The 22021-nt window shown below is 71.0% G+C and carries 18 protein-coding genes and 2 pseudogenes; 12 read left to right on the forward strand and 8 right to left on the reverse strand.

The annotated features are described in order from the left end of the window. The 8 genes and pseudogenes from C1J01_RS15065 (at nt 1) to C1J01_RS15100 (ending at nt 10411) form a co-directional block, all read left to right on the forward strand. A pseudogene (locus C1J01_RS15065) lies at nt 1–2538 on the forward strand (sensor histidine kinase). Then, nucleotides 2535–3080 (forward strand): annotated as a pseudogene (locus C1J01_RS15070) (winged helix-turn-helix domain-containing protein). Before C1J01_RS15065 ends, C1J01_RS15070 begins: the two co-directional pseudogenes overlap by 4 nt. Next, a complete protein-coding gene (locus tag C1J01_RS15075; protein ID WP_111179587.1) occupies nt 3077–3385 on the forward strand; it encodes a hypothetical protein in 309 nt (102 codons plus the stop codon). Before C1J01_RS15070 ends, C1J01_RS15075 begins: the two are co-directional and overlap by 4 nt. A gap of 341 nt (nt 3386–3726) precedes the next feature. Continuing rightward, nucleotides 3727–6087: a beta-xylosidase/alpha-l-arabinosidase gene (locus C1J01_RS15080; RefSeq protein ID WP_111179588.1), complete on the forward strand. Its 2361-nt coding sequence runs from the start codon at nt 3727–3729 to the stop codon at nt 6085–6087. After that, complete coding sequence (locus C1J01_RS15085; protein WP_111179589.1) at nt 6084–7061, forward strand: ABC transporter permease; 978 nt, start codon at nt 6084–6086, stop codon at nt 7059–7061. The genes C1J01_RS15080 and C1J01_RS15085 overlap by 4 nt, the downstream gene beginning before the upstream one ends. Then, nucleotides 7058–7933, forward strand: a complete 876-nt coding sequence (locus C1J01_RS15090; RefSeq protein WP_235854452.1) for a carbohydrate ABC transporter permease — start codon at nt 7058–7060, stop codon at nt 7931–7933. Before C1J01_RS15085 ends, C1J01_RS15090 begins: the two co-directional genes overlap by 4 nt. 49 nt (nt 7934–7982) lie before the next feature. Continuing rightward, a complete protein-coding gene (locus tag C1J01_RS15095; RefSeq protein WP_111179591.1) occupies nt 7983–9617 on the forward strand; it encodes an ABC transporter substrate-binding protein in 1635 nt (544 codons plus the stop codon). A gap of 95 nt (nt 9618–9712) precedes the next feature. After that, complete coding sequence (locus tag C1J01_RS15100; protein WP_111179592.1) at nt 9713–10411, forward strand: DUF624 domain-containing protein; 699 nt, start codon at nt 9713–9715, stop codon at nt 10409–10411. Here C1J01_RS15100 and C1J01_RS15105 read toward each other — a convergent pair. Further along, a complete protein-coding gene (locus C1J01_RS15105) occupies nt 10405–12378 on the reverse strand; it encodes an alpha-glucuronidase (protein ID WP_220039921.1) in 1974 nt (657 codons plus the stop codon). The genes C1J01_RS15100 and C1J01_RS15105 overlap by 7 nt on opposite strands. Nucleotides 12379–12405: 27 nt before the next feature. Further along, entirely contained in the window at nt 12406–13017 is a 612-nt protein-coding gene (locus C1J01_RS15110) for a hypothetical protein (RefSeq protein WP_146615597.1), read from the reverse strand. A 337-nt stretch (nt 13018–13354) separates the two neighbouring features. Here C1J01_RS15110 and C1J01_RS15115 point away from each other — a divergent pair, with 337 nt between their 5' ends. Then, the gene (locus C1J01_RS15115) at nt 13355–14356 is read left to right on the forward strand and encodes a LacI family DNA-binding transcriptional regulator (protein WP_111179594.1); all 1002 of its coding nucleotides are present in this window, start codon (nt 13355–13357) and stop codon (nt 14354–14356) included. Between the two features lies 1 nt (nt 14357). Here C1J01_RS15115 and C1J01_RS15120 read toward each other — a convergent pair whose 3' ends face one another. The 5 genes from C1J01_RS15120 to C1J01_RS15140 form a co-directional block, all read right to left on the reverse strand. After that, a complete protein-coding gene (locus C1J01_RS15120; protein WP_111179595.1) occupies nt 14358–15635 on the reverse strand; it encodes a cytochrome P450 in 1278 nt (425 codons plus the stop codon). Continuing rightward, nucleotides 15632–15832 carry a ferredoxin gene (locus C1J01_RS15125; RefSeq protein WP_235854453.1) on the reverse strand — a complete coding sequence of 67 codons (201 nt, stop codon included), beginning with the start codon at nt 15830–15832 and terminating at the stop codon, nt 15632–15634. Before C1J01_RS15125 ends, C1J01_RS15120 begins: the two co-directional genes overlap by 4 nt. A gap of 5 nt (nt 15833–15837) precedes the next feature. Continuing rightward, complete coding sequence (locus C1J01_RS15130; protein ID WP_111179597.1) at nt 15838–16449, reverse strand: TetR/AcrR family transcriptional regulator; 612 nt, start codon at nt 16447–16449, stop codon at nt 15838–15840. A gap of 642 nt (nt 16450–17091) precedes the next feature. Continuing rightward, nucleotides 17092–17484, reverse strand: coding sequence for a DUF2255 family protein (locus C1J01_RS15135; protein WP_111179598.1), 393 nt, complete (start codon nt 17482–17484; stop codon nt 17092–17094). A gap of 76 nt (nt 17485–17560) precedes the next feature. Further along, nucleotides 17561–18511, reverse strand: coding sequence for an alpha/beta hydrolase (locus C1J01_RS15140; RefSeq protein ID WP_111179599.1), 951 nt, complete (start codon nt 18509–18511; stop codon nt 17561–17563). A 104-nt stretch (nt 18512–18615) separates the two neighbouring features. Between C1J01_RS15140 and C1J01_RS15145 the strand changes: the two genes are divergently transcribed. Continuing rightward, nucleotides 18616–19482 carry a helix-turn-helix domain-containing protein gene (locus tag C1J01_RS15145; protein ID WP_111179600.1) on the forward strand — a complete coding sequence of 289 codons (867 nt, stop codon included), beginning with the start codon at nt 18616–18618 and terminating at the stop codon, nt 19480–19482. Between the two features lie 122 nt (nt 19483–19604). Here C1J01_RS15145 and C1J01_RS15150 read toward each other — a convergent pair whose 3' ends face one another. Then, nucleotides 19605–20000, reverse strand: a complete 396-nt coding sequence (locus tag C1J01_RS15150; protein ID WP_111179601.1) for a hypothetical protein — start codon at nt 19998–20000, stop codon at nt 19605–19607. Between the two features lie 586 nt (nt 20001–20586). On the opposite strand from C1J01_RS15150, the gene C1J01_RS49115 reads away from it, so the two are divergent. Then, nucleotides 20587–21006: a hypothetical protein gene (locus C1J01_RS49115; RefSeq protein ID WP_146615598.1), complete on the forward strand. Its 420-nt coding sequence runs from the start codon at nt 20587–20589 to the stop codon at nt 21004–21006. Nucleotides 21007–21135: 129 nt separating this feature from the next. Continuing rightward, nucleotides 21136–21846 (forward strand): DUF6461 domain-containing protein, encoded by a 711-nt coding sequence (locus C1J01_RS51230; protein ID WP_220039922.1) that lies wholly within the window; start codon nt 21136–21138, stop codon nt 21844–21846. The last annotated feature ends 175 nt before the right edge of the window (nt 21847–22021 follow it).

The raw sequence follows: 22021 nt of genomic DNA on the forward strand, positions 1-22021 counted from the left end.
ATGCGGGGGCGGCTGCGGGTCTACCTCGGCGCCGCGCCGGGGGTCGGCAAGACGTACGCGATGCTCTGCGAAGGGCGCCGCGCCCTGGAACGCGGGCGGGACGTGGTCGTCGGCTACGTCGAGACCCACGGCCGCCCCCGCACGCAGGCCCTGCTGGACGGCATGGAGGTGATCCCGCGCAAGACCATCGTCTACCGCGGGGCCGCCTTCACCGAGTTCGACGTGGCGGCCGTCATCGAGCGCGCGCCCAAGGTCGCGCTCGTCGACGAGCTGCCGCACACGAACGTGCCGGGCTCGAAGAACGCCAAACGCTGGTAGGACATCGACGAGATCCTCGACGCCGGCATCGACGTCGTCTCGACCGTGAACGTCCAGCACCTGGAGTCCGTCAACGACGTCGTCCAGCAGATCACCGGCATCCCGCAGCGCGAGACCGTCCCCGACGAGGTGGTGCGGCGGGCGAGCCAGGTCGAGCTGGTCGACATGTCGCCCGAGGCGCTGCGTCGCCGGATGGCCCACGGCAACGTCTACGCGCCGGAGAAGGTGGACGCGGCGCTGGCGAACTACTTCCGCGTCGGCAACCTCACCGCGTTACGCGAGCTCGCCCTGCTCTGGGTGGCGGGCAAGGTGGACGAGCAACTCGACCGCTACCGCGCCGAGCACGGCATCGCCACCACGTGGGAGGCCCGCGAGCGGGTGGTGGTGGCGCTGACCGGCGGCCCGGAGGGGGACACCCTCGTCCGACGCGCCGCCCGCATCGCGGCCCGCACCAAGGGCGCCGACCTGCTGGCCGTCCACGTGACCAGCGCCGACGGACTGGCCGGCGCCGACCCGGCGAACCTGGCCCGCCAGCGCACGCTCGTCGAGAGCCTCGGAGGCACCTACCACCAGGTCGTCGGCGACGACATCCCGCGCGCGCTGCTCGACTTCGCCCGCGGCGTGAACGCCACCCAGCTCGTCCTGGGGGCCTCCCGGCGCGGCCGGTTCGCGCAGCTCTTCTCGCGGGGCGTCGGCGTCGAGACCACGGCCCGTTCCGGCTCGATCGACGTCCACATGATCACCCACGAGGAGGTCAAGAAGGGACGGCGCCGCCCGGCCCGCGCGCGGGCCGCGCTCACCCGCAGACGCCGGGTCGCCGGCTGGCTGCTGGCGGTGGCCGGGATGCCGCTGCTGACCGCCGGGCTCGTGCCGTTCCGCGAGGTGGTGTCGCTGCCGAGCGAGATCCTCTTCTTCCTCTGCCTGACCGTCGGGGTGGCGCTCGTCGGCGGCATGTGGCCGGCCATCACCGCCGCCATCGGCGGGTCGATGTTGCTGAACTGGTTCTTCACCCCGCCCATCGGCCGGTTCACGATCAACGATCCGGAGAACCTGTTCGCGCTGGTCGTGTTCGTCCTGGTGGCGGCGGCGGTGAGCACGATCGTGGACCTCGCGGCCCGCCGCACCCGGGAGGCCGCCCGGGCGAGCGCCGACGCCGAGGCGCTGTCCACGCTGGCCGGGCACGTCCTGCGCGGCGAGGCCGCCCTTCCCTCGCTGCTCGCCCGCCTGCGCGAGACGTTCGGCCTGGAGTCGGTCACCCTCCTCGAACGGGTCGGCGAACCCGCTCCCGACGACCACGCCGAACCCGCCGCCTGGCGGGCCGTGGCCACGTCCGGCTCGGCTCCGTGCGCCTGCCCGAAGGCGGCGGACAACGACGTGGTCATCAACGACACGCTGGTGCTCGCCGCCCGCGGTCCGCTGCTGGACGCCAGCGACCGGCCGGTGCTGGAGGCGTTCGCGGCCGAGGCCGCGGTCGCGCTGCGGCAGGAACGCCTCCAGGAGGAGGCGGCCCGCGCCGAACCGCTCGCGGAGGCCGACAAGATGCGCACCGCGCTGCTCGCCGCCGTCAGCCACGACCTGCGCACCCCGCTGGCCGCCGCCAAGGCCGCCGTCGAGAGCCTGCGCAGCCAGGATGTGCAGTGGTCGCCGGACGACCGCGACGAGCTGCTCGCCACCGCCGACGAGTCGCTGGCCCGGCTCGGCCGGCTGGTGGAGAACCTGCTCGACATGAGCCGCCTGCAGGCCGGCGTGCTCGGGCTCTCCCTGCGGCCCGTCGCGCTGGAGGAGGTCGTGCCGCGCGCGGTCGACGACCTCGGGCCGCTGCGCGACCGGATCGAGGGCGACATCTCCGTCGAGCTCCCGGAGATCGCCGCCGACGCCGCGCTGCTCGAACGCGTCCTGGTCAACCTGCTGGCCAACGCCGTCCGCCACAGCCCGCCCGGCCGGAAGGTCCTGCTCACCGCCAGCTGGCACGGCGAGCACGTCGAGATCCGCGTCGTCGATCGCGGCCCCGGCATCCCGCCCGAGGCCCACGACCGTGTCTTCCAGCCGTTCCAGCGCCTCGGCGACCGCGACAACGGCACCGGCATGGGCCTCGGGCTCGCGCTCTCCCGCGGGCTGACCGAGGCCATGGGCGGCGCGCTCGTCCCGGAGGAGACCCCGGGCGGAGGACTCACCATGACGGTGACCCTGCCGATCGCCTCCAGGGCGGTGACGCGGTGACGAGGATCCTCGTCGTGGACGACGAGCCGCAGATCGTGCGGACGTTGCGCATCAACCTGGCCGCCCGCCGCTACGAGGTCGCGGTCGCCACGGACGGCGTCTCCGCGCTGCGGGCGGCGGCCGGCTGGCACCCCGACCTGATCGTGCTCGACCTGGGTCTGCCCGACCTCGACGGCATCGAGGTCATCCACGGGCTGCGCGCCTGGACCGGACCCCCATCGTCGTCCTGTCCGCCCGGGAGGCGGAGCTCGCCCGGGTCCGGATCGGCGACCACACGGTGGACGTGGTCGGCAAGACGATCTCGGGAGGGCGGCGGCTCACGCCCACCGAGTGGCACGTCCTGGAGATCCTCGTGCGCAACCCGGGCAAACTCATCCCGCAACGGCTGCTGCCGGCTGAGGTCTGGGGCAGCGGGCACGTCAAGGAGACGCACTACCTGCGCCAGTACATGGCCCAGCTGCGCAAGAAAACTGGAACGCGACCCCGCCCACCCGGTGCACCTCATCACCGAGCCCGGCATGGGCTACCGGTTCCAGCCGTGACCCCGGCGCGGCGGTTCACCTGCGGCTTCCTGGCCGCGGTGGCGAGCTGCGTCGTCGCCGTCCTGCTCGCCCCGGACCCCGCGCCCGGCTCCAGGGTGGCCGTGGTGACTCTGCTCGTGCTCCTCTACGCGGTCTGCGTCCGGGTCCTGACCACGGCCGTCGGCACGGCCGTCATCGCATGGGCGCTGGTAATTGCCTTCTTCCTGGGCACCGAACGGCTCGGCCACGCGCCCGTCGTCCTCGCGGTGTTCGTGCTCGTCGCGGCGACCGGCACCCTGTACGGCAGGCTCGGAATCCGGTCGTGAGGTATTCGCGGTGAAAGGCCTTTTCCGGTAAGCGCGGGGATATCGCGTGTTTCCCGCGGATCTCCGCGCTGTTGACACTCGCGGCCGGCGTGGCCTTGACAGTTTCCGAAACTTTCGGGAAAGTTAACGCTTCTTTGGGTGCTGACCTGCTGCGGAAAGACCCCGACCAGCAAGGGGACTATCCGGAAACGTGCCAGTTTGCGGCACTCTTGACAGGCCTCAACATGGCCCATATGTTGCCGCAATATTAAGCAGATCTTCTTGAAAGTTTCGGCGTCACGCCCCGCGCGACCTCCCATGCTCACCTGCGGCGCGACGCCGGCATAGTGCGAAGGGATGGCATGAGGGCCCAGGAACCCATCGACACAGGTTCGGCGTCCGGCGAGAGCGAACGGTGGCGGGACCCGCGCCTGACCCCCGCCGAGCGGGCCGACGCGCTCATCCCGCTCATGACTTTGGAAGAGAAGGTCGCCCAGCTCGTGGGTCTGTGGGTCGGCGCCGACGCCTCAGGGGGAGGCGTCGCCCCGCACCAGACCGACATGAGCCCGGGCCCGGCCTGGCAGGACGCCATCCGCCAGGGGCTCGGCCAGCTGACCCGCCCGTTCGGCACCGCCCCCGTGGACCCGGTGGCGGGCGCCCGCTCGCTGGCCGCCTCGCAGGCGGAGATCGTGGCGGCCAGCCGCTTCGGGATCCCGGCCCAGGTGCACGAGGAGTGCCTGACCGGGTTCGCCGCCTGGCGGGCGACCGTCTACCCGGCGCCGCTGAGCTGGGGGGCGTCCTTCGACCCCGCTCTGGTGGAGCAGGTCGCCGCGCGGATCGGCCGGTCCATGCGCGCCGCCGGCGTGCACCAGGGCCTGGCGCCGGTGCTCGACGTGACCCGCGACTACCGCTGGGGCCGTACGGAGGAGACGATCGGCGAGGACCCCTACCTCGTCGGCACGGTCGGCGCGGCGTACGTGCGCGGTCTGGAGGGCGCCGGCGTCGTCGCCACGCTGAAACACTTCGCCGGCTACTCCGCCTCCCGCGGCGGGCGCAACCTCGCCCCCGTGCCCATGGGCCGCCGCGAGCTGGCCGACGTGCTGCTGCCGCCGTTCGAGATGGCCCTGCGCCTCGGCGGCGCCAGATCCGTCATGAACTCCTACGCCGAGATCGACGGCGTGCCCGTCGCCGCCGACGAGAGCCTGCTCACCGGCCTGCTGCGCGACGAATGGGGCTTCACCGGCACCGTCGTCGCCGACTACTTCTCGATCCGCTTCCTCGAACGCCTGCACGGCGTCGCGGCCGACGCGGGAGAGGCCGCCGGGCTCGCGCTGCGCGCCGGGATCGACGTCGAGCTGCCCACCGTCGACACGTTCGGCACGCCGCTCGTCGAGGCGGTCAAGGCCGGCGCGGTGGACGAGGCGCTGGTCGACCGGGCCCTGCGCCGCGTCCTGATCCAGAAGGCCGAGCTCGGCCTGCTGGACGACGGCCGGCAGGCGCTGCCCGGACCGGCCGAGGAGGTGCGCCTCGACGACGACGAGAGCGGCGAGCTCGCGCTGCGCCTGGCCAGGGAGTCGGTCGTGCTGCTGCGCAACTCCGGCGTCCTGCCGCTCGCCCCCGGCCGCCGGGTGGCGCTGGTGGGGCCGCTGGCCGACGACCCGATGGCGATGCTCGGCTGCTACACCTTCCCCGCGCACGTCGGCCCGCACCCCGAGCACGGGCTCGGCGTCGAGTTGCCGACGCTGCGGGCCGAGCTCGCCGCCCGCCTCCCGGACCTGGCGTACGCGCGGGGCTGCGGCATCACCGGCGACGACACCTCCGGCATCGCCGAGGCGGCCGCCCTCGCCGCGGCGAGCGACGTGTGCGTGCTCGCGGTCGGCGATCGGGCCGGGCTGTTCGGGCGCGGCACCTCCGGCGAGGGCTGCGACGCCGCCGACCTGCGCCTGCCCGGCGTGCAGGCGGAGCTGGTCGGCGCGGTGCTGGCGACGGGCACGCCGGTCGTGCTCGTGCTGCTGGCCGGCCGCCCGTACGCGCTGGGCCCGGAGACCGACGCGGCGCAGGCCGTCGTGTACGGCTTCTTCCCCGGCCAGCGCGGCGGCCAGGCCCTCGCCGAGGTGCTGACCGGCGCGGTGAACCCCTCGGGACGCCTGCCCGTCAGCGTGCCCCGCGACGCCGGCGGCCTGCCCGCCACCTACCTGGCGCCGCCGCTCGGCCGCCGCTCCGGGGTCTCGTCCGTCGACCCGACGCCGGCCTACCCGTTCGGGCACGGGCTGAGCTACACGACGTTCGAGTGGAGCGACGCCCGGGTGAGCGGCGGCGACACGGCCTGGCCGGTGGACGGCGAGGTGGCCGTCGAGGTCACCGTGCGCAACGGCGGCGCCCGCGACGGCGCCGAGGTCGTCCAGCTCTACCTGCACGACCCGGTGGCGCAGACGACCAGGCCGGTGGTCCGGATGATCGGCTACGCCCGGGTGCCGCTGGCGGCGGGGGAGTCGGCACGCGTGACCTTCACCGTTCCGGCGGACGTCACGTCGTTCACGGGGCTCAAGGGCCGGCGCGTCGTCGAGCCCGGCGAGGTCGAGCTTCGGCTCGGCCGTTCCAGCGCCGAGGCGGCGGCGACGCTGCCGCTGCGCCTGGTCGGCGCGGAACGCGAGGTCGGTCACGCGCGCCGGCTGGAGGTGCCGGCGCGCATCGATCGCGACACCCCGGAGGGCGGAGGATGACCACGGCCGAGACGCTGGAACCGGAGACGATCAAGGAGCGGCCCGATCCCGGGCGCCGCACGAGCCGCGGCGGCGGCTCGTGGCGGCGGGCGCTGCGCCGCGACTGGCAGCTGTACTCGCTGGCGCTCCTGCCGCTGCTGTTCTTCCTCATCTTCCGGTACGCCCCCATGCTGGGGAACATCATCGCCTTCCGGAAGTTCGAGCCCGGCGGCGACATCTTCGGCGAGGAGTGGGTGGGGCTCCGCTACGTGCGGATGTTCCTCAGCGACCCCACGTTCTGGAACGTCTTCACCAACACCCTCGTCCTCGGCGGGCTGACCCTGCTGTTCTGCTTCCCGCTGCCGATCGTGCTGGCGCTGCTGCTCAACGAGGTCAGGAACCGGAAGATGAAGCGGTTCCTGCAGTCGGTGACCTACCTGCCGCACTTCCTGTCGATCGTGGTCGTGGCCGGCATCGTCATGCAGTTCCTGTCGCTCGACGGGCCGGTCAACCAGATCCTGCAGATGGCGGGCGGCGAGCCGATCTCGTTCATGCAGCGGCCCGAGTGGTTCCGCACGATCTACGTCTCCTCCGAGATCTGGCAGACCGTCGGCTGGGGCACGATCCTCTACCTGGCCGCGCTGACCACCATCGACGAGCAGCTCTACGAGGCCGCCAGAATCGACGGCGCGAGCCGGTGGCGGCAGATCTGGCACGTGACCCTGCCCGGCATCCGGCCGACCGCGGTCACGCTGCTCATCCTCAACATCGGGACGTTCATGGCGGTGGGCTTCGAGAAGGTCCTGCTGCTGTACAACCCGCTCACCTATCCGACCGGCGACGTGATCTCCACGTACGTGTACCGGATGGGCGTGCAGTCGAGCAACATGAGCTACGCAGCGGCCATCGGCCTGTTCGAGGCGCTGATCGGGCTCACCCTCATCATCTCGGCGAACGTCATCTCCAAGCGCACAGTTGGGACGAGCCTGTGGTGACCCATCACGTGACCCGGGGCTACCGGATCTTTCAGGGTTTCAACGCCGTCATCCTGGCCGGCGTCGTGGTCGCGACGCTGTACCCGTTCGTCAACATCGTCGCCCAGTCGTTCAGCGACGAACGCTACATCCTGTCGGGCCAGGTGAACCTCATCCCCAAGGGGTTCAACCTGACGACGTACCAGATCGTCGCCTCCGACCCGATGTTCTGGATCAACTACCGCAACACGGTGGTCTACACGGTCGTCGCCACCCTGATCGCGATGGTGCTGACCACCTGTTACGCGTACGTGCTGTCGAAGAGGCATCTCAAGGGCCGCACCTTCCTCATCTGGGTCGCGGTCTTCACCATGTTCTTCAACGGCGGCCTGATCCCCAACTACGTGCTGGTCACCAGCCTGGGGCTGAAGAACACGATCTGGGCCATCGTCCTGCCCAACGCGATCAGCGTCTTCAACCTGCTCGTCATGAAGGCGTTCTTCGAGAACATGCCGGACGAGCTGGAGGAGGCCGCCTCCATCGACGGCCTGAACACCTACGGCATCCTGTGGCGGATCGTGCTGCCGCTGTCGAAGGCGGTGATCGCCACGATGCTGCTGTTCTACGCCGTCTCGTTCTGGAACTCGTGGTTCGCGGCGTTCCTCTACATGAACGAGGCCGACCTCTTCCCGGTCACCGTCTACCTGCGCAACCTCATCGCCGGCGCCACGGGCGCCGAGGGGGCGGGGGCCGCGGTCGCCGACGTGACGCAGGCGGCCTCCAACATCAAGTCGGTGACGATCGTGCTCACCGTCCTGCCGATTCTGGCGATCTATCCGTTCGTCCAGCGGTACTTCGTCTCCGGCGTCATGCTCGGCGCGGTCAAGGGTTAAGCGCTCCGACGCCTCACAACCAGCGCACATCACCGGAAAGGAACCCCCCATGCGAGACATTTCGCGGCGTCAGGCCATCGGTCTGGGCGCGTTCGCCGTCGTGCTAGCGGGCTGCGGCTCGGGCGAGAGCCCGGCGCAGGGCCAGAACGCCGCCACGGCGAACCGGGCCGGCGCCATGGCGAACTTCGCTGTCGGCCAGCAGTTCAAGGCCACGGAGCCGGTGAACTTCTCCATCCTGTACAACAACCACTCGTTCTACCCGATCAAGAACGACTGGCTGTTCTGGTCGGAGCTCACCAAGCGCACCAACGTGACGCTCAACCCGACGGTCGTGCCGCTCAGCGACTACGAGAACAAGCGCGGTCTCATCATCGGCGCCGGCGACGCCCCGCTGATCATCCCCAAGACGTACCACCCGCAGGAGGAGGCGTTCGTCGCCTCCGGCGCGATCCTGCCGGTCAGCGACTACCTCGACCTCATGCCGAACCTCAAGGACAAGATCGCCAGGTGGCGGCTCGAGCCCGAGCTGAACACGCTGCGGCAGGCGGACGGGCGCTTCTACCTGCTGCCCGGCATCCATGAGAAGGGCTGGGCCGACTACTCCTACGCGGTGCGGACCGACATCCTGGACAAGCTCGGCCTGGAGATCCCCAAGACGTACGACGAGTTCTACACGATGCTCAAGGCGATGAAGGAGGAGTACCCCGACCAGTACCCGATGACGGATCGGTGGGGCGTGCCGACGCCGGGCGGGAACCTGTTCAAGCTCGTCGCCCAGGCGTACGGCACCCAGGCCGGCTGGGAGTACCAGCACGCGACCTGGGACGCCGCCGCCGGGAAGTTCGTGTACACCGGCGCCATGCCGCAGTACAAGCAGATGATCGAGTACCTGCACAAGCTGGTCGCCGAGAAGCTGCTCGACCCGGAGAGCTTCACCCAGCAGGACGACCCGGCCAAGCAGAAGTTCGTCTCCGGCAAGTCGTTCGTCATCAGCACGAACGCGCAGGTGCTGATCAACGACTACCGCGGCCCGCTGACCGAGAACATCCCGGACGCCGAGATCGTGAAGATCCCGGTGCCCACCGGCCCGATCGGCGAGTACAAGATCGCCGACCGCCTGGAGAACGGCATCATGATCTCCAAGGAGGCGCTGGAGAACAAGAACTTCGTCGCGATGATGCAGTTCATCGACTGGCTCTGGTACTCCGACTCGGGCCAGGAGTTCGCCAAGTGGGGCGTCGAAGGCACGACGTTCACCAAGGAGAACGGCACGTACAAGCTGGCCGACGACGTCGACTACGTGGGCCTCAACGCCGGCGCGCCCAAGCACCTGCAGAAGGACTTCGGCTTCGGCAACGGCGTCTTCGCCTACGGCGGTCCCACCTCGCTGCTGGAGTCCACCTTCTCCGAGGAGGAGAAGGAGTTCCAGGCCGTCATGAACGCCAGGAAGGAATGGCCGGTCGAGCCGCCGCACCCGTTCACCGAGGAGGAGCGCGAGCAGACCAGCCTCTGGGAGACGGCGCTGAAGGACCACGTCACCCAGAACACCCTCCGCTTCGTCCTCGGCGAGCGCGACCTCGGCGAGTGGGACGCCTACGTGAAGGAGCTGGAGGCCAAGAACAGCACGACCTACATCAACCTGGTCAACGGCGCCTACGAGCGGTTCAAGAAGGAGCACGGCTGACCGTCCCGCATCGGGCCGTCTCCGAGGCGGCCCGATATCCTCCGGGAAAGCGGTTACCAGCGAGGTCCGTCGCGGCGGGCCGGGAAGGGCGCACGATGAGCGACGTGACGGCGGGCGACGTGGCCGGCCGGCGGTTCGGCAGCGGGCCGTTCTCCCGCGCCGCCGCGCTGGTCTACAACCTCCTGGTCGTCGAGCTGCTGCTCCTGCTCACGACCGTGCCGGGGCTGGCGGGGCTCGTCCTGCTGGAGCGCGACGCGGCCAACGTGCCGCTGGCCGCCCTCTGCCTGCTGCCGCTCGGCCCCGCCCTCTCGGCCGCCGTGTACGCCCTGCGCCGCCGGCAGCGCGACCTGACCGACCTCAGCCCCGCGCGGCTGTTCTGGCGCGGCTACCGGCTCAACGCCGCCGGGGCCATGAGGATGTGGGTGCCGTGGCTGGCCGGGATGACCGTCATCGGCGTCAACCTGGGCAACTTCTCGGCCGCCGGTGTGCCCGGCTGGTGGGCGGTGCTGCTCGTCGTGATCGCGGTGATCGCCACACTCTGGGTGGCCAACGCGCTGGTGATCACGTCACTGTTCGTCTTCCGCGCCGTGGACGTGGCCAGGCTGGCGGCGTACGCGCTGGGGCGCTTCCCCGGCGCCACCGTCGCCAACCTGTGCCTGCTCGTCGTCGCGGCCGGCGTGGTGCTGGTCGCGTCGGAGGCGGTGCTGGCCCTGCTGGCCTCGGTGTTCACCGCCGTGCTCGGCAGGCAGGCCCGGCCGATGATCACCGAGGTCGAGGAGCGGTTCACTCAGTAGACGCGGCGCCCGTGGGCGTCCGGGATGCCCGACTTGCGGAAGAAGTAGGTGTTGATCTGGTCGCGCCACTCCCGCGCGCCGCGCACCTGCTCGTCCAGCAGCTCCCGCACCTTGGCGTGCAGCTCCGGCGGCACGTCGCCGGCGGCCTTCTCCCACTGCTCCCGCATGGCGGCGGCCTCCTCGGCGCCCGCGAAGTGGGTGTCGTAGATGTGCTGGATCACCGTCGTCCCATCGTGCAGCACGTGGCCGTACGGGACGTGGTGGAAGAACAGCAGCAGCTCGTCGGGGCACTCCTCCAGCGACTCGTAGACGTCCGACCACGGCTGCGGGTACTGGCCGGTGAAGCCCGTGCCGGTCGCGCGCGTGCGGTCGACGCCGACGCCGTCGCGGTCGGCGAAGTGGTACGTGCCCCACGGCGTGTACTCGTAGCCGTCCACGTCGGGGCCGTAGTGGTGGCCGGGGCGGACCATGAAGCCGACGCCGAGCGGCGCCGTGTAGCGCTCGTACGTGCGCCACGAGCCGTCCATGATCTCGTGCAGGGTGCGGCGCAGCCGTCCGGTGTCGCCGGGGAAGGTCAGACTGATCCACTCGTCCAGGACGTCCGCCGGGTCCAGGCCGGGCGCCCAGGCGAGCCGGCCGAACGCGTACAGGTTGGCCTGGGCCAGCGGATGGCCGGTCCAGTACGGGTCGTCGCCGACGTTGGACACCGCCACCAGCTCGGTGGCCACGTCCGACACCGCCCGCCCGTCCGGCCCCCACGGCCGGAACCCGAGCACCTCGCGCCACATCGGGGCCAGGTAGCAGACGTGCCTCTGCTGGCCGGTGTACTCCTGCGTCACCTGCAGCTCCACGGCCAGCCGGGTGTCCGGCATGGCGGCGATCACCGGCGAGACCGGCTCGCGGACCTGGAAGTCGATGGGGCCGTACTTCACCTGGACGATCGCGTTGTCGCGGAAGCGCCCGTCGAGCGGGGCGAAGTGGTCGTGGGCGGCGCGGGCGCGGTCGGTGGAGCGGTCGCGCCAGTCCTGGCGGTGGTCGTAGACGAAGGCCCGCCAGTGCACCACCCCGCCGAACGGCGCCAGCGCGTCGGCGAGCATGTTGGCGCCGTCGGCGTGGTCGCGCCCGTACGCGAACGGCCCCGGCTGGCCCTCCGAGTCGGCCTTGACGACGTAGCCGCCGAAGTCGGGGATCGTCTCGTAGACGCGCTCGGTCGTGCGCGCCCACCAGGCCCGCACGCCGTCGTCCAGCGGATCGGCGGTCTCCAGCCCGCCGAGCACGATGGGGGAGGCGAAATTGACCGACAGATGCACGCGGATCCCGTACGGGCGCAACTCGGCGGCGATGGCGGCGACCTCGCCGAGCCGGTCGGTCAGGAGATGAGCCTCGGTGGCGTGCACGTTCACGTTGTTGACCGCGACCGCGTTGACGCCGCACGCCGCCAGCAGCCGGCCGTAGGCGCGCACCCGGGCCAGGTCGCCGCGGGGCGCGCCGTCGCGCCAGAAGATCGACCCGCCCGCGTAGCCGCGTTCGACCTGGCCCATCACGGGGTGCACGTCGATGTTGTCCCAGTGGTCGAGCATGCGCCGGTGCAGCGCGGGCCGGTGCGTCTCGGCAGGCAGGTCCGCCCCGAACGCCGCCTCGCCGCGCCGGACCACCTCGAACAGCCCGTACAGCAGCCCGGACGGGCCGCCGGCGACCACCGTCGTGACGCCGTCGCGGCGGCTCAGCACGAACCCCTCGGGGCCCGTGCCGGCCTCGGGGTCGAGCACGAGCGCGAGGTCGTGGGCGCCGTCCCGGTCGCCGTGCAGGGCGCCGCCGTAGCGGGCGCAGGCGTGCGCGACCTCGGCCCTGACGGTGCGGGTCCGGTTGTCGTCGCCGACCACCAGCGTGCGGCGCGAGCCGATCGCCCGGAACGCCTCCGGCGGCAGCCAGGCCGGGTGGACGCCGTTCGGCTCGGGGATGGTCACGAGGGCTCCTTCAGGGGTTTTCCGAGGTCAGCCGGAGCCCTTGACGGCGCCGTGCTCGTCGGCGACGGCCGGCTGCCCCGGCACCTTCGACGGCTCCCGCGTCTTCTTGGGCCGGACGCCCTCCAGCGTGGGCTCCAGGCTCGCCCGCGGCGTCCGTCCGGGCGACGGCAGCACCACGTCCGGTCGGGCCGAACGGACGACGGGCCGCCTGCGGGCCGGGGGCGCGGGCGCGACCGCCTCAGGTGGCAGCACGGTCTCGTGCGGCCGCGGCGCGGCGCTCTGCCCGCTCACGGCCCCGGGGGTGTCCGCGGGGGAGGCGGAACGTGCCGGAGCGCTCTGGGGCACGGCCGGACGATCGTCCGGCTCCGCCGGGGGCGTGGACGGGACCGGTGAGGCGGTCGGGCGCACGCTCAGCGCCGCCGCCGGACGCCGGCCGGGGGTCGGCTCGGCGTCGTCCTCGGGAACCGGCACGAGGGTGAGCGTGGGCGAGCCGCCCGGCAGCCCGATCAGGATCGCGGCCGCGGCGAGCTGCAGGAGGCCCGCCGCCACGGTGGCGAGCCGTAACGCGCGTCCCCTGCGTTCCCTGGCCTTGTCGCGGTGCTCGGTCAGCACGGGCGGTCGCGTCCCTGCCGATGCCATGCGCTGCGGTCCTCCAGGGTGATTTGGGCGGTCGAATCACTCGATCTAGGCATGAACGGGCACGCCGGTCAAGAGCGACCGCCGGAAAGATCACGATTGGTGATCCACGTTATCGCGCAGGCGCGTGCGGTTCCACATGGCCAGGTGGGGCGGCGTGCGGGTGGCCGTCGTTTCGGGGCGAACCACCCGAAACCGGAAGGGCAGCCTGCGCTATGATCGCCACCGACACGCCCGTGACCTGGAACGATCCGCCGCTCCCAGGCGCCTACCCCGGTCGTCACCACGCCTGTCACCAGCGCAGCTCACCGGACACGCAGCTCACCGGACACGAGGAACGATGTCGAGCATCAAAGAGGTGGCCCGGCTCGCGGGGGTCTCCGTCGGCACCGTGAGCAACGTGCTCAACCGGCCCGAGGTGGTGGCACCCGACACGCGCCGCCGGGTCCGCGCGGCCATCGCGCAGCTCGGCTACGTCCGCAACGGCCCGGCCCGCCAGCTGCGCGCCGGTCGCAGCAGGACCATCGGCGTGGTCGCGCTCGACCTGTCCAACCCGTTCTTCATCGACGTGCTGCGCGGCGTCGAGACCGCGGCCCAGCAGGCCGACGTCACCGTCATGGTCCTCAACAGCAACAAGGACGCCGCGCGCGAGGCCGTGCTGCTGGAGACGTTCGAGGAGCAGCGGCCGCTCGGTGTGCTCATCACGCCGGTCAACGACAGCGGCGTGGAGGAGCGGCTCCGGAGGCTCGCCGGCCGCGGCATCCCGGTGGTGGTCTTCGACAGCTCGGCCCCGCACGTCCACGGCTGCTCCGTCGCCGTGGACGACGTGCTCGGCGGCCGGCTGGCCGGGCTCCACCTGCGCGAGCGCGGCCACCGCCACATCGCCTTCGCCGGGGGGCCGTTCGGCGTGCGGCAGGTGCGCGAGCGGCACGACGGCCTGGCCGCCGTGCTGGAGCCCGGCGACACGCTCACCGTGATCCCGCTGCCCGACCTCACCATCGCCACCGGCCGCGCCGCCGGCAAGGAGATCGCCGGCCTGCCGCCGGGCGAACGCCCCACCGCGGTCTTCTGCGCCAACGACCTGGTCGCCATCGGGGTGCTGCAGGAGATGACGCAGCGCGGCCTGCGGGTGCCCGGCGACCTGGCGATCCTCGGCTACGACGACATCGGCTTCGCCGCCGCGGCGGCCGTGCCGCTGTCGTCGATCAGGCAGCCACGCGAGCAGCTCGGCCACACGGCCGCGCAGCTCCTGCTCGACGAGGCCGGTCACCTCGCCGAGCACGAGCACGAGCACCGTCAGGTCATCTTCCAGCCCGACCTGGTCGAACGCGCCTCGACCTGAGCTACCCGCCGATGCGGACCGGCACCGAGCGCGGGCCGCGTACCTGCCCGGTCGCCCAGGTCACCGCCGCCGGGTCGGCCAGGCTGAAACGCGGGATCCGCTCCAGCCACACCTCCAGCGCCACCCGCAGCTCCATGCGCGCCAGGTGCGAGCCGACACAGCGGTGGATCCCCAGGCCGAAGGCGACGTGCCGGTTCACCTCACGGTCGATGACCACCTCGTCCGCCCGGTCGAACTGCGCCGGGTCGCGGTTGGCCGCCGGGAACGAGAGCAGCACCCAGTCGTCGGCGTTCATGTCCACGCCGTTCCAGTGCATGTCCTCCTTGACCAGGCGCGCCATCGTCACCGGCGCGTAGGCCCGCAGGAACTCCTCCATCGCGGTCGGCAGCAGCTCCGGCTCGGCGACCAGCCGCTCCCGGTCGGCCGGGGTCCTCGCCAGGTGCCACAGCGAGGCGCCGATCGCGCTCCACGTCGTGTCGATGCCCGCGATCAGCAGCAGCGCCATCGTGCCCGCGACGTGCGCCGACTCCAGCTTCTGCCCGAAGATCTCCGCGTCGATGAGGTACGTCGTCAGGTCGTCGCGCGGGTGGTCGAGGTGGTCGCGGATCTGGTCCAGCAGGTAGTCGAACAGCTCGTCCATGCCCGCCACGCGCTCCTCCGGCGGCCGGTTGACCCCTTCGAGCACGGTCTCGATGAACTCCCGGAAACGCGGGCCGTCCTCGGGCGGGAAGCCGAGCATGTCGGAGATGACGCGTACCGGGATGTGCTGGGCGTAGTCGCGCGCCACGTCCACCTCCGCGTGCCCCTCCAGCGCGTCGATGAGCGCGTGGCAGTACGCCCGCGTCGCCTCCTCCCGCTTGGCCACCGCCGTCTTGGTGAACGCCGGCAGCAGCAGCTTGCGCGCGTGGTGGTGGAACGGCGGGTCGGAGGAGATGGGCGGCGAGCCTCCCATCGGCGCCAGCTCGCGCGGCGGCCGGAAGTTGCTCATGATGATCGACCGGGAGGAGAACCGCTCGGTGTCGTACGCGACGGCGGCGACGTCCTCGTAGCGGGTCGGCAGCCAGCCGCCGCCGAACCGGTCGGTGTGCGCGATCGGGCAGCGCCCCCGCAGGTCATCGATGATCGGGTACGGGTCCGCGGCCCACTCCGGCTCCAGGTGCGAGAAGTCGGTCGCCCAGTCGGAGACCGGTCCGGTGACGATCTCGCTGCGGACGCCGACGGGCTCGTTCTCCTCGGGTTCGCGGAATAAGCCCTCCGCGAAGCGGTCGTCGACGGTCATGATGAGACCTCCTCGCCCGAGTCGATCGCCTTCTCCGGGCAGTTGACCACCGCCAGGCGTGCCGCCCGCTCGTGCTCCGGCGCCACGAGACCGTCGCCGAGCACCACGCCGTAGCCCTCTTCGTCCTCGCCGAACAGCTCGGGCGCCAGGTCGTAGCAGCGGCCGTGGCCCTGGCAGCGTTCAGGGTTGATCTGCATTTTCACTAGGTTGGCTCCCTTGGTGCGGTGTCGGGGGCGGCGAGGGCGGCGGCGATCCTGGCCAGCAGTGCGGCCCACTCGTCGTCCTCGACCGCGTGCAGGTCGGGCGGCACGAGTGCGCTGCCCATGGCGAGCAGCAGGCAGAAGTGCGCCAGCGCGCTGGGCGACAGCCCGGTGTCGATCTCGCCGCCGTCCTGCGCGACGCGTACGAGGTCCGCGATCCAGCCGGCGCGCTCGCCCACGTAGTCGCGCATGGGCCCGGCCACGTCCTCGTCGCGGCGGGCCGCGACCAGCGCCTCGACGATGAGATAACCCCGGGCCTCGCGGGGACGCGGCAGCTGCCGGCCGATGGCGAGCAGCAGGTCGATGGCCGAACGCTCGGGGTCGGCGGCGAGCAGGCCCGCCAGCAGCCGCTGCCCGTGCGTGCGCAGCGCGGCCACCAGCAACTCGGCCTTGGAGCCGAAGTGCGCGTACAACGCGCCGTTGCTCACGCCGGCGGCGGCGGCGATGTCCACCACCCGCGTGCCGTCGTAGCCGCGCTCGGCGAAGGCGTCCGCGGCGGCGAGCAGCAGCCGCTCCCGCGTCTCGGCGGCGGTGACGCCGGCTATGCGTCCCATGAACGAATTAAAAAGACGTTCATTTGAACCGTCAAGACCCGGTCCGTCGGACGTGACAGGATGTCCGTTCACTGGCGGACGGCGTCGTTACGACGCCGGAGACGTGCAGGGCGATCGAGGCCGCCACAGGCGGGAACTCCGAGACAGGGCGTGGGATACACCTAGAGGCGTTCGACGGCTCGGCCGCAGACCTGGCCGGCGCCTGCGTCGGTTGCGCCGCGAAGGCCGTCGCAAGGACGTCCACGAGCATCTGCGCACCGCGCACGAGCTGCTGTCGGGCATGGGGCCTGGAGGCGTTCGCGGCGCGCGCGGCCCGCGAACTCCGCGCCACCGGCGGGCAACGGCGCAAGCGGACCCCCAGCCGGCCGACGCGCTCACCGCCACGAGCTGCACATCGCACGCTGGTGGCCACAGGGCCGACCTCCAAGGAGGTCGGCGCGCGGCTGTTCCTGAGCCGGCGTACGATCGGCACCTACGCAGCATCTTCCGCAAGGCCGCCATCACCTCCCGCCGGCAACTCCGCGACATGCAACTTCCCTTGGGAGTGCCCCAGGGAATACTGCATCCCCTGTGCTCCAAGCGCCGTTCGGCTGGGGTGATGATGATGTGCTGAGGGCCGCCAGCGGCCTTTGGTTGAGTGTGTCAGGGCGTGAGCGGATCGACGCGGATGGTGGCCTGCCGCATGCGGTCGCCGGTGGCGGCACCGGCGAGACCGCCGTACTTGCGGACGTAGGCCTTGTCGATGTGGTCGGCCAGGCGCGGGTCCGCGGATGCCGGCACGGCGGAGAACGCCACGTTCCAGGCGGTAGGGCCGAGGCGAATCCACCCGGTGCCGAGGCTCTGCGTCGCCTGGTACCAGCGCGAGGCCGGTCCCTGGTAGGCGCGGACGAAGACGCTGCCGTTCACGGCGACGAGACCGATCTCGACGGAGTCGTTCGTCTGGCTGCCTTCGATGTGTGCGTGGAGGTGGACGGAGTACGCCGTGTCGAGGACGTCGAGTTCGTCGGGCGTGCAGGTTCGTGATGATGCGGGCATGGAAGTTCGGTCTTCCTGAAAGGTTGTGCTCCCAGACCGGGACCATGTGGTCCTGGCCTGGGAGCGGGGGCAGTGGTTACGCGGCCGCCGAAGACTTCCGGCTGTTCAGCGCCGTGTCGTAGAACTCGGTGAGTTTCGCGATGGCGGGCGTGACGTACTCGTCCTTGTCGTAGAGGTCGACGTGACTCGCGCCCTCGATCCAGTACAGCTCCTTCGGCTCGGCGGCGCGCTCGATCGCCTCGATGCTGAAGTAGTCGCTCACCGCCTCGGTGCCGGCGATCATGAGCAGTGGCCGGGGTGCGATCAGGTGAACGAAGCGGAAGCCGTCGAACTGCGCGAGCAGGTCGATGCTGCGCAGTGCGAACCAGTTCTCGGTGCGCGGGTGGTAGGCGCGCTCGGTGCGGTAATACTCCCAGCCGTCGTAGATGTGGCGGGTGAGGCTCTTCTTCACCTCGCCGCGCTCTGGTCGCGTCTCGGGGTGGATCGGCATCCGGCGCACCGGCTCGCCGCGCGCTTCCGCGGTACGGGCCGCCGCGGCCTGGTCGAGCAGGTTCTGCAGGACTTCCGGTGCCTGGGAGTGGGCGAGGCCGTCGCGGAACCAGCTGCCTTCCTCGGCGGCGCTCACCGTGGCGACCGCCTTGATGCGGTGGTCGGTCGCCACGGCGGGAATGATGTAACCGCCGGCGGCGCAGATGCCGAGCCCGCCGATGCGGTCCTCGTCGACCTCGGGAAGGTTGCTGAGGAAGGTGACGGCGTTCTTCAGGTCCTCGACTCGGCGGGCCGGGTTCTCGAGGAACCGCGGCTCGCCCTCACTCTCGCCCCAGTGTGCGGAGTCGAACGCGAGGGTCACGAACCCGTTCCGCGCGAGCCGTTCGGCGTACAGGCCGGCGGTCTGCTCCTTGAGGCCGGTCATCGGGTGGCCGACGACGATCGCGGGGCCGGGAGCGCCCTCCGTGGCGTGGTCGGGGATGTAGAGGTGACCGGCGAGCGTGAGGCCGTCGCTGGTGAAGGAAACAGTGGTCTTCATGCATCCAGGCTTACGCCGCCCCAATGCCCCTACCAGGGCGGATTCATGCCGGGGAAGGATCCTGCCCCCGCACGCCGGCCACGAATCCGCTCATACTGTGAAGTATGTCCAGGGATCGAACGGCCGCCGCCGAACTGGCGGCGTTCCTCAAAGCGCGCCGTGCCGAGCTGGTCCCAAGCGAGGTCGGTCTGCCCGAGACGGGCTCGCCGCGTCGGGTGCCAGGACTGCGACGTGAGGAGGTCGCCCAGCTTGCGTCGGTCAGCGTCGACTACTACACCCGTATCGAGCGGGGCCGGATCCCGCCGTCGGCCTCGATATTGCCGGTGCTCGCCGACGCGTTGCGGCTCGGCGACGCGGAGCGCGACTACCTCTACCGCCTGGCCGGCGTCATTTCGCCGCGCCCGCGCCGACGCGCCGCGCAGAAGGTGAGACCGGCCATGCGGCGCCTGCTCGCCCAGCTCACCGAGTCCCCCGCGCTCGTGCTCGGACGACGGATGGACGTGCTCGCGTGGAACACCCTGGCTTCGGCCCTGTTCACCGACTTCGCGCAGTACCCCGCCCGCCACCGCAACTACGTCTATTTGCTGTTCGCCGATCCGGCCATGCGCGATCTGCACGAGCAATGGGAGGACGCGGCGCGCACCGCGGTTGCGTCCCTGCGCATGGAGGCGGCGGCGGACCCGGGTGCGCCGGAGCTTGCGGCCCTGGTCGGGGAGCTGTCGGTCCGGTTCCCCGAGTTCCGTACCTGGTGGGCGGCGCACCACGTGTCCGCCGCCAGTTACGGGGTCAAGAACTACCGTCATCCTGTGGTGGGGCCGCTCACCCTCGACTGCGACATGTGGGACAGCCCCGACGGCGGCGGCCAGCGACTGATGCTGCTCACCGCCGAGGAAGGCGGCCGGTCCCACGAGGCGCTGCGCATCCTCAACTCCTGGGCCGCCGCCCATGCCGCCGACGTACAGGACGGGTGAACTCGCCTGTCCGGACCCGGCGCCTCCGTGTCCCCCGGCGAGCAGGCTCCGCTAGCGGCCCACCGCCGCGGGCATGCCTGCGCCGGCACTTCTCGGTCCGTTCGGGCCGGAAGCCGGGCAGATCACGGTGGGCGTGGAGGAGGCCGCGGATGGTGCGGCACGGGGTAGCCCCTATGGGTGGCCTCGTACGGGTTGCCGTTGTCGCAGTAGGCGCAGGTGACGAACGCGACGAGCTCGCGGCCGCCGCCCTCGTGGTCGTAGCGGTAGATCATGCCTTCTTCGACGGCGTGCAGGTCGAGCAGCCCCGGGTGGTACTTGGCGATCTCGTACTCGTGCAGGGGGTGGCGGCGTACGGCGTGCTCGGCGTCGCGCCGCATCATGGCGCCCTGGTCGCCGCCGTACGTGACGGGCATGACGCCGCCGCCGGCGTGGCGGGAAGCGAGGCCCAGGAACTGGTGGTCGCCGGGCCAGGACGTGCCAGGCGACGGTGCCGCCTTCGTCGCGTTCGGCCAGGACATGGGTGCCGATGAGGATGGTGCGGAACCACGCCACCATGTCGCGGGCCTGGCCACGTCGAAGCTGGGGCGGTGTTGTCCGGGGTGCGCACGTCGAACTCCTGGTAGGCGCTCATCGGCGTCGTCCTGTCCTGCGGCGGGCCCACCGCCGGCAGAGGGTCTTGGCCCGCCGCCGGCCGGGGTGCGGCCGCCCGTACATCCAGTGGTGGGCGCTCCAGGGGCACGGGGGCGACCCGCTTCTCGTGTTCGAGGCTCGACGAGCACGAGTCGCTGCGCCGGCCTGGAGCTGCGGACGTCACCTGCGCCGTCGACGGACAGATCATCACCGACCTGAACCCGGGGTCTCACCGACAGGCAAGGCCCCGGATCCCGACCGGCCCATTCGTCACCTCCGCGAGCTGGGCGTCGATCCGGCCGCCGGCGACAGCATCGACAATCCCATTCCGGCCGCCCTGGCACTCGCCGGCCGCATCACAGAGGTCACGAGCACTACACAGCACCTTCGCCGCCCCGCCCTGGGTGCGGCCGTGCCCGATGCCTGATTCTGATCTGCCTTGACCCCCCTCCATGACCGCAGCACCATGCCGACATGAGTGTCGGACTGATCATCACGATGCCCCTCCGCCATTGGGGGCTCATCGACGCATCCATGGACAACGATGCCAGCGTCGAGACAGTGAACGGCAACCGCCAGCGGGCCGACCTCGCGCGCAGCATCCGCAGAGCCGGTTGGGATCAGATCGCCCACTGGACACCCGGCGTTCCAGGCTCCGGTTCATGGCCGCCACCGGACGAGCTCGTGAAACCCAAACTCACGATCGCCCAATGGCTTCTCACCATCGACGTCCTCCAACGCTGGGCCGCAGCCGACGATCGCACAGGGCATCACGAATCCGCCGTTCAACAACGCGAGCTTCGAAAGCTGATTCTCTCCCGGCTTCAAGCGCACGGCGTCCGACTCCCTGAAGGCTCCGCGGACAACCCTGGGCCATCACTCAAGGGATCTTGATCTTTGACACCCAACGAGAACCCAAAGGTGTCGGCCGTGCCCGGCTGGCCGGGTGTGCAGGCGGCATGCGAGAAGCTCGCCGCCGGGACGAGCCGATGTGACGTCACGCTTGTCGGTAGTTTTCCGAGCATGTCCGATGCTGACTTCACGCCCCTCCGGGTCACCCACCGGGCGCACGGGCGTGACACCTTCCTACGTATTCGCACCTGGGCGGAGGCGGAGGGTCACCCCGTCAGTGAGCGTGGCCGCATCGCGCCGGGCATCGTCGAGGCATTCTTCGCCGCCCATTCCGAGGTCTACGAGCAGGGAAGGACGTTCGAGATGGTCCACGCCACCGCGAGGACCCCTGGTGCGTCGCCGGAGGACTACGCATGGGAAAGGGGCAGCAGTCTCGGTGAGGTCTACACGATCGCCTTCGTTCGCGGGCTCGAGGAGCACGAGGTGCTCCGCCGGCTCGGTGCCGCGGACGAGGACATCCGGCTGATCACGGACGCGGACCACTCCCTGCCGGAAGGGCCGGAGGTCATCACCGTGAGGAGGATCGGGGACTGGACTGTCGCGATCGAGGACGGCGGCCGGCGCGCGCAGGGGGAGGCTCTGTCCGACCTGTCGCGCGGCGGCGGTGAGGTGGTGGCAGTGCAGCGGCATGACTACGCCCAGCACCACGTCACCTACGCCGTAGACGGTCGGCTCATCACCGACCTCAACCCGGGGTTTCCCGTGGCCAGGCATGGCGCGGACCCCGACCGGCTCAATCGTCATCTTCGTGAGCTGGGCATCGATCCCGCCGCCGACGACAGCATCGACAACCCCATCCCGGCGGCCTTGGCGCTTGATTAGACGTTAATCAAAACAGGGGTGCCTCGGCCCGCCTCAAGTCGGCGCTGTCATGTCCGGCGGTGCCGGATGTCAGAGGCGTTTGAGCGACTGCTTAAAAACGCCTATCGTGGGATTTAAGCAGTCGCTCAAAACGGAGGTGGTCGTGCCGGCGGCGGTTGTGGTCGGGGGCGGGATC

Source organism: Nonomuraea aridisoli (assembly GCF_003236395.1).
GTDB lineage: Bacteria > Actinomycetota > Actinomycetes > Streptosporangiales > Streptosporangiaceae > Nonomuraea > Nonomuraea aridisoli.

Excerpts from the sequence above, each read along its gene's own strand:
- C1J01_RS15125 (WP_235854453.1), bottom strand. The coding sequence starts at position 15,832 with ATGCAGATCAACCCTGAACGCTGCCAGGGCCACGGCCGCTGCTACGAC.
- C1J01_RS15135 (WP_111179598.1), bottom strand. The coding sequence starts at position 17,484 with ATGCCCGCATCATCACGAACCTGCACGCCCGACGAACTCGACGTCCTC.
- C1J01_RS15145 (WP_111179600.1), top strand. The coding sequence starts at position 18,616 with ATGTCCAGGGATCGAACGGCCGCCGCCGAACTGGCGGCGTTCCTCAAA.
- C1J01_RS15140 (WP_111179599.1), bottom strand. The coding sequence starts at position 18,511 with ATGAAGACCACTGTTTCCTTCACCAGCGACGGCCTCACGCTCGCCGGT.
- C1J01_RS15130 (WP_111179597.1), bottom strand. The coding sequence starts at position 16,449 with ATGGGACGCATAGCCGGCGTCACCGCCGCCGAGACGCGGGAGCGGCTG.
- C1J01_RS15100 (WP_111179592.1), top strand. The coding sequence starts at position 9,713 with ATGAGCGACGTGACGGCGGGCGACGTGGCCGGCCGGCGGTTCGGCAGC.
- C1J01_RS15085 (WP_111179589.1), top strand. The coding sequence starts at position 6,084 with ATGACCACGGCCGAGACGCTGGAACCGGAGACGATCAAGGAGCGGCCC.
- C1J01_RS15110 (WP_146615597.1), bottom strand. The coding sequence starts at position 13,017 with ATGGCATCGGCAGGGACGCGACCGCCCGTGCTGACCGAGCACCGCGAC.
- C1J01_RS15080 (WP_111179588.1), top strand. The coding sequence starts at position 3,727 with ATGAGGGCCCAGGAACCCATCGACACAGGTTCGGCGTCCGGCGAGAGC.
- C1J01_RS15095 (WP_111179591.1), top strand. The coding sequence starts at position 7,983 with ATGCGAGACATTTCGCGGCGTCAGGCCATCGGTCTGGGCGCGTTCGCC.
- C1J01_RS49115 (WP_146615598.1), top strand. The coding sequence starts at position 20,587 with ATGAGTGTCGGACTGATCATCACGATGCCCCTCCGCCATTGGGGGCTC.
- C1J01_RS15120 (WP_111179595.1), bottom strand. The coding sequence starts at position 15,635 with ATGACCGTCGACGACCGCTTCGCGGAGGGCTTATTCCGCGAACCCGAG.
- C1J01_RS15115 (WP_111179594.1), top strand. The coding sequence starts at position 13,355 with ATGTCGAGCATCAAAGAGGTGGCCCGGCTCGCGGGGGTCTCCGTCGGC.
- C1J01_RS51230 (WP_220039922.1), top strand. The coding sequence starts at position 21,136 with ATGTCCGATGCTGACTTCACGCCCCTCCGGGTCACCCACCGGGCGCAC.
- C1J01_RS15150 (WP_111179601.1), bottom strand. The coding sequence starts at position 20,000 with ATGTCCTGGCCGAACGCGACGAAGGCGGCACCGTCGCCTGGCACGTCC.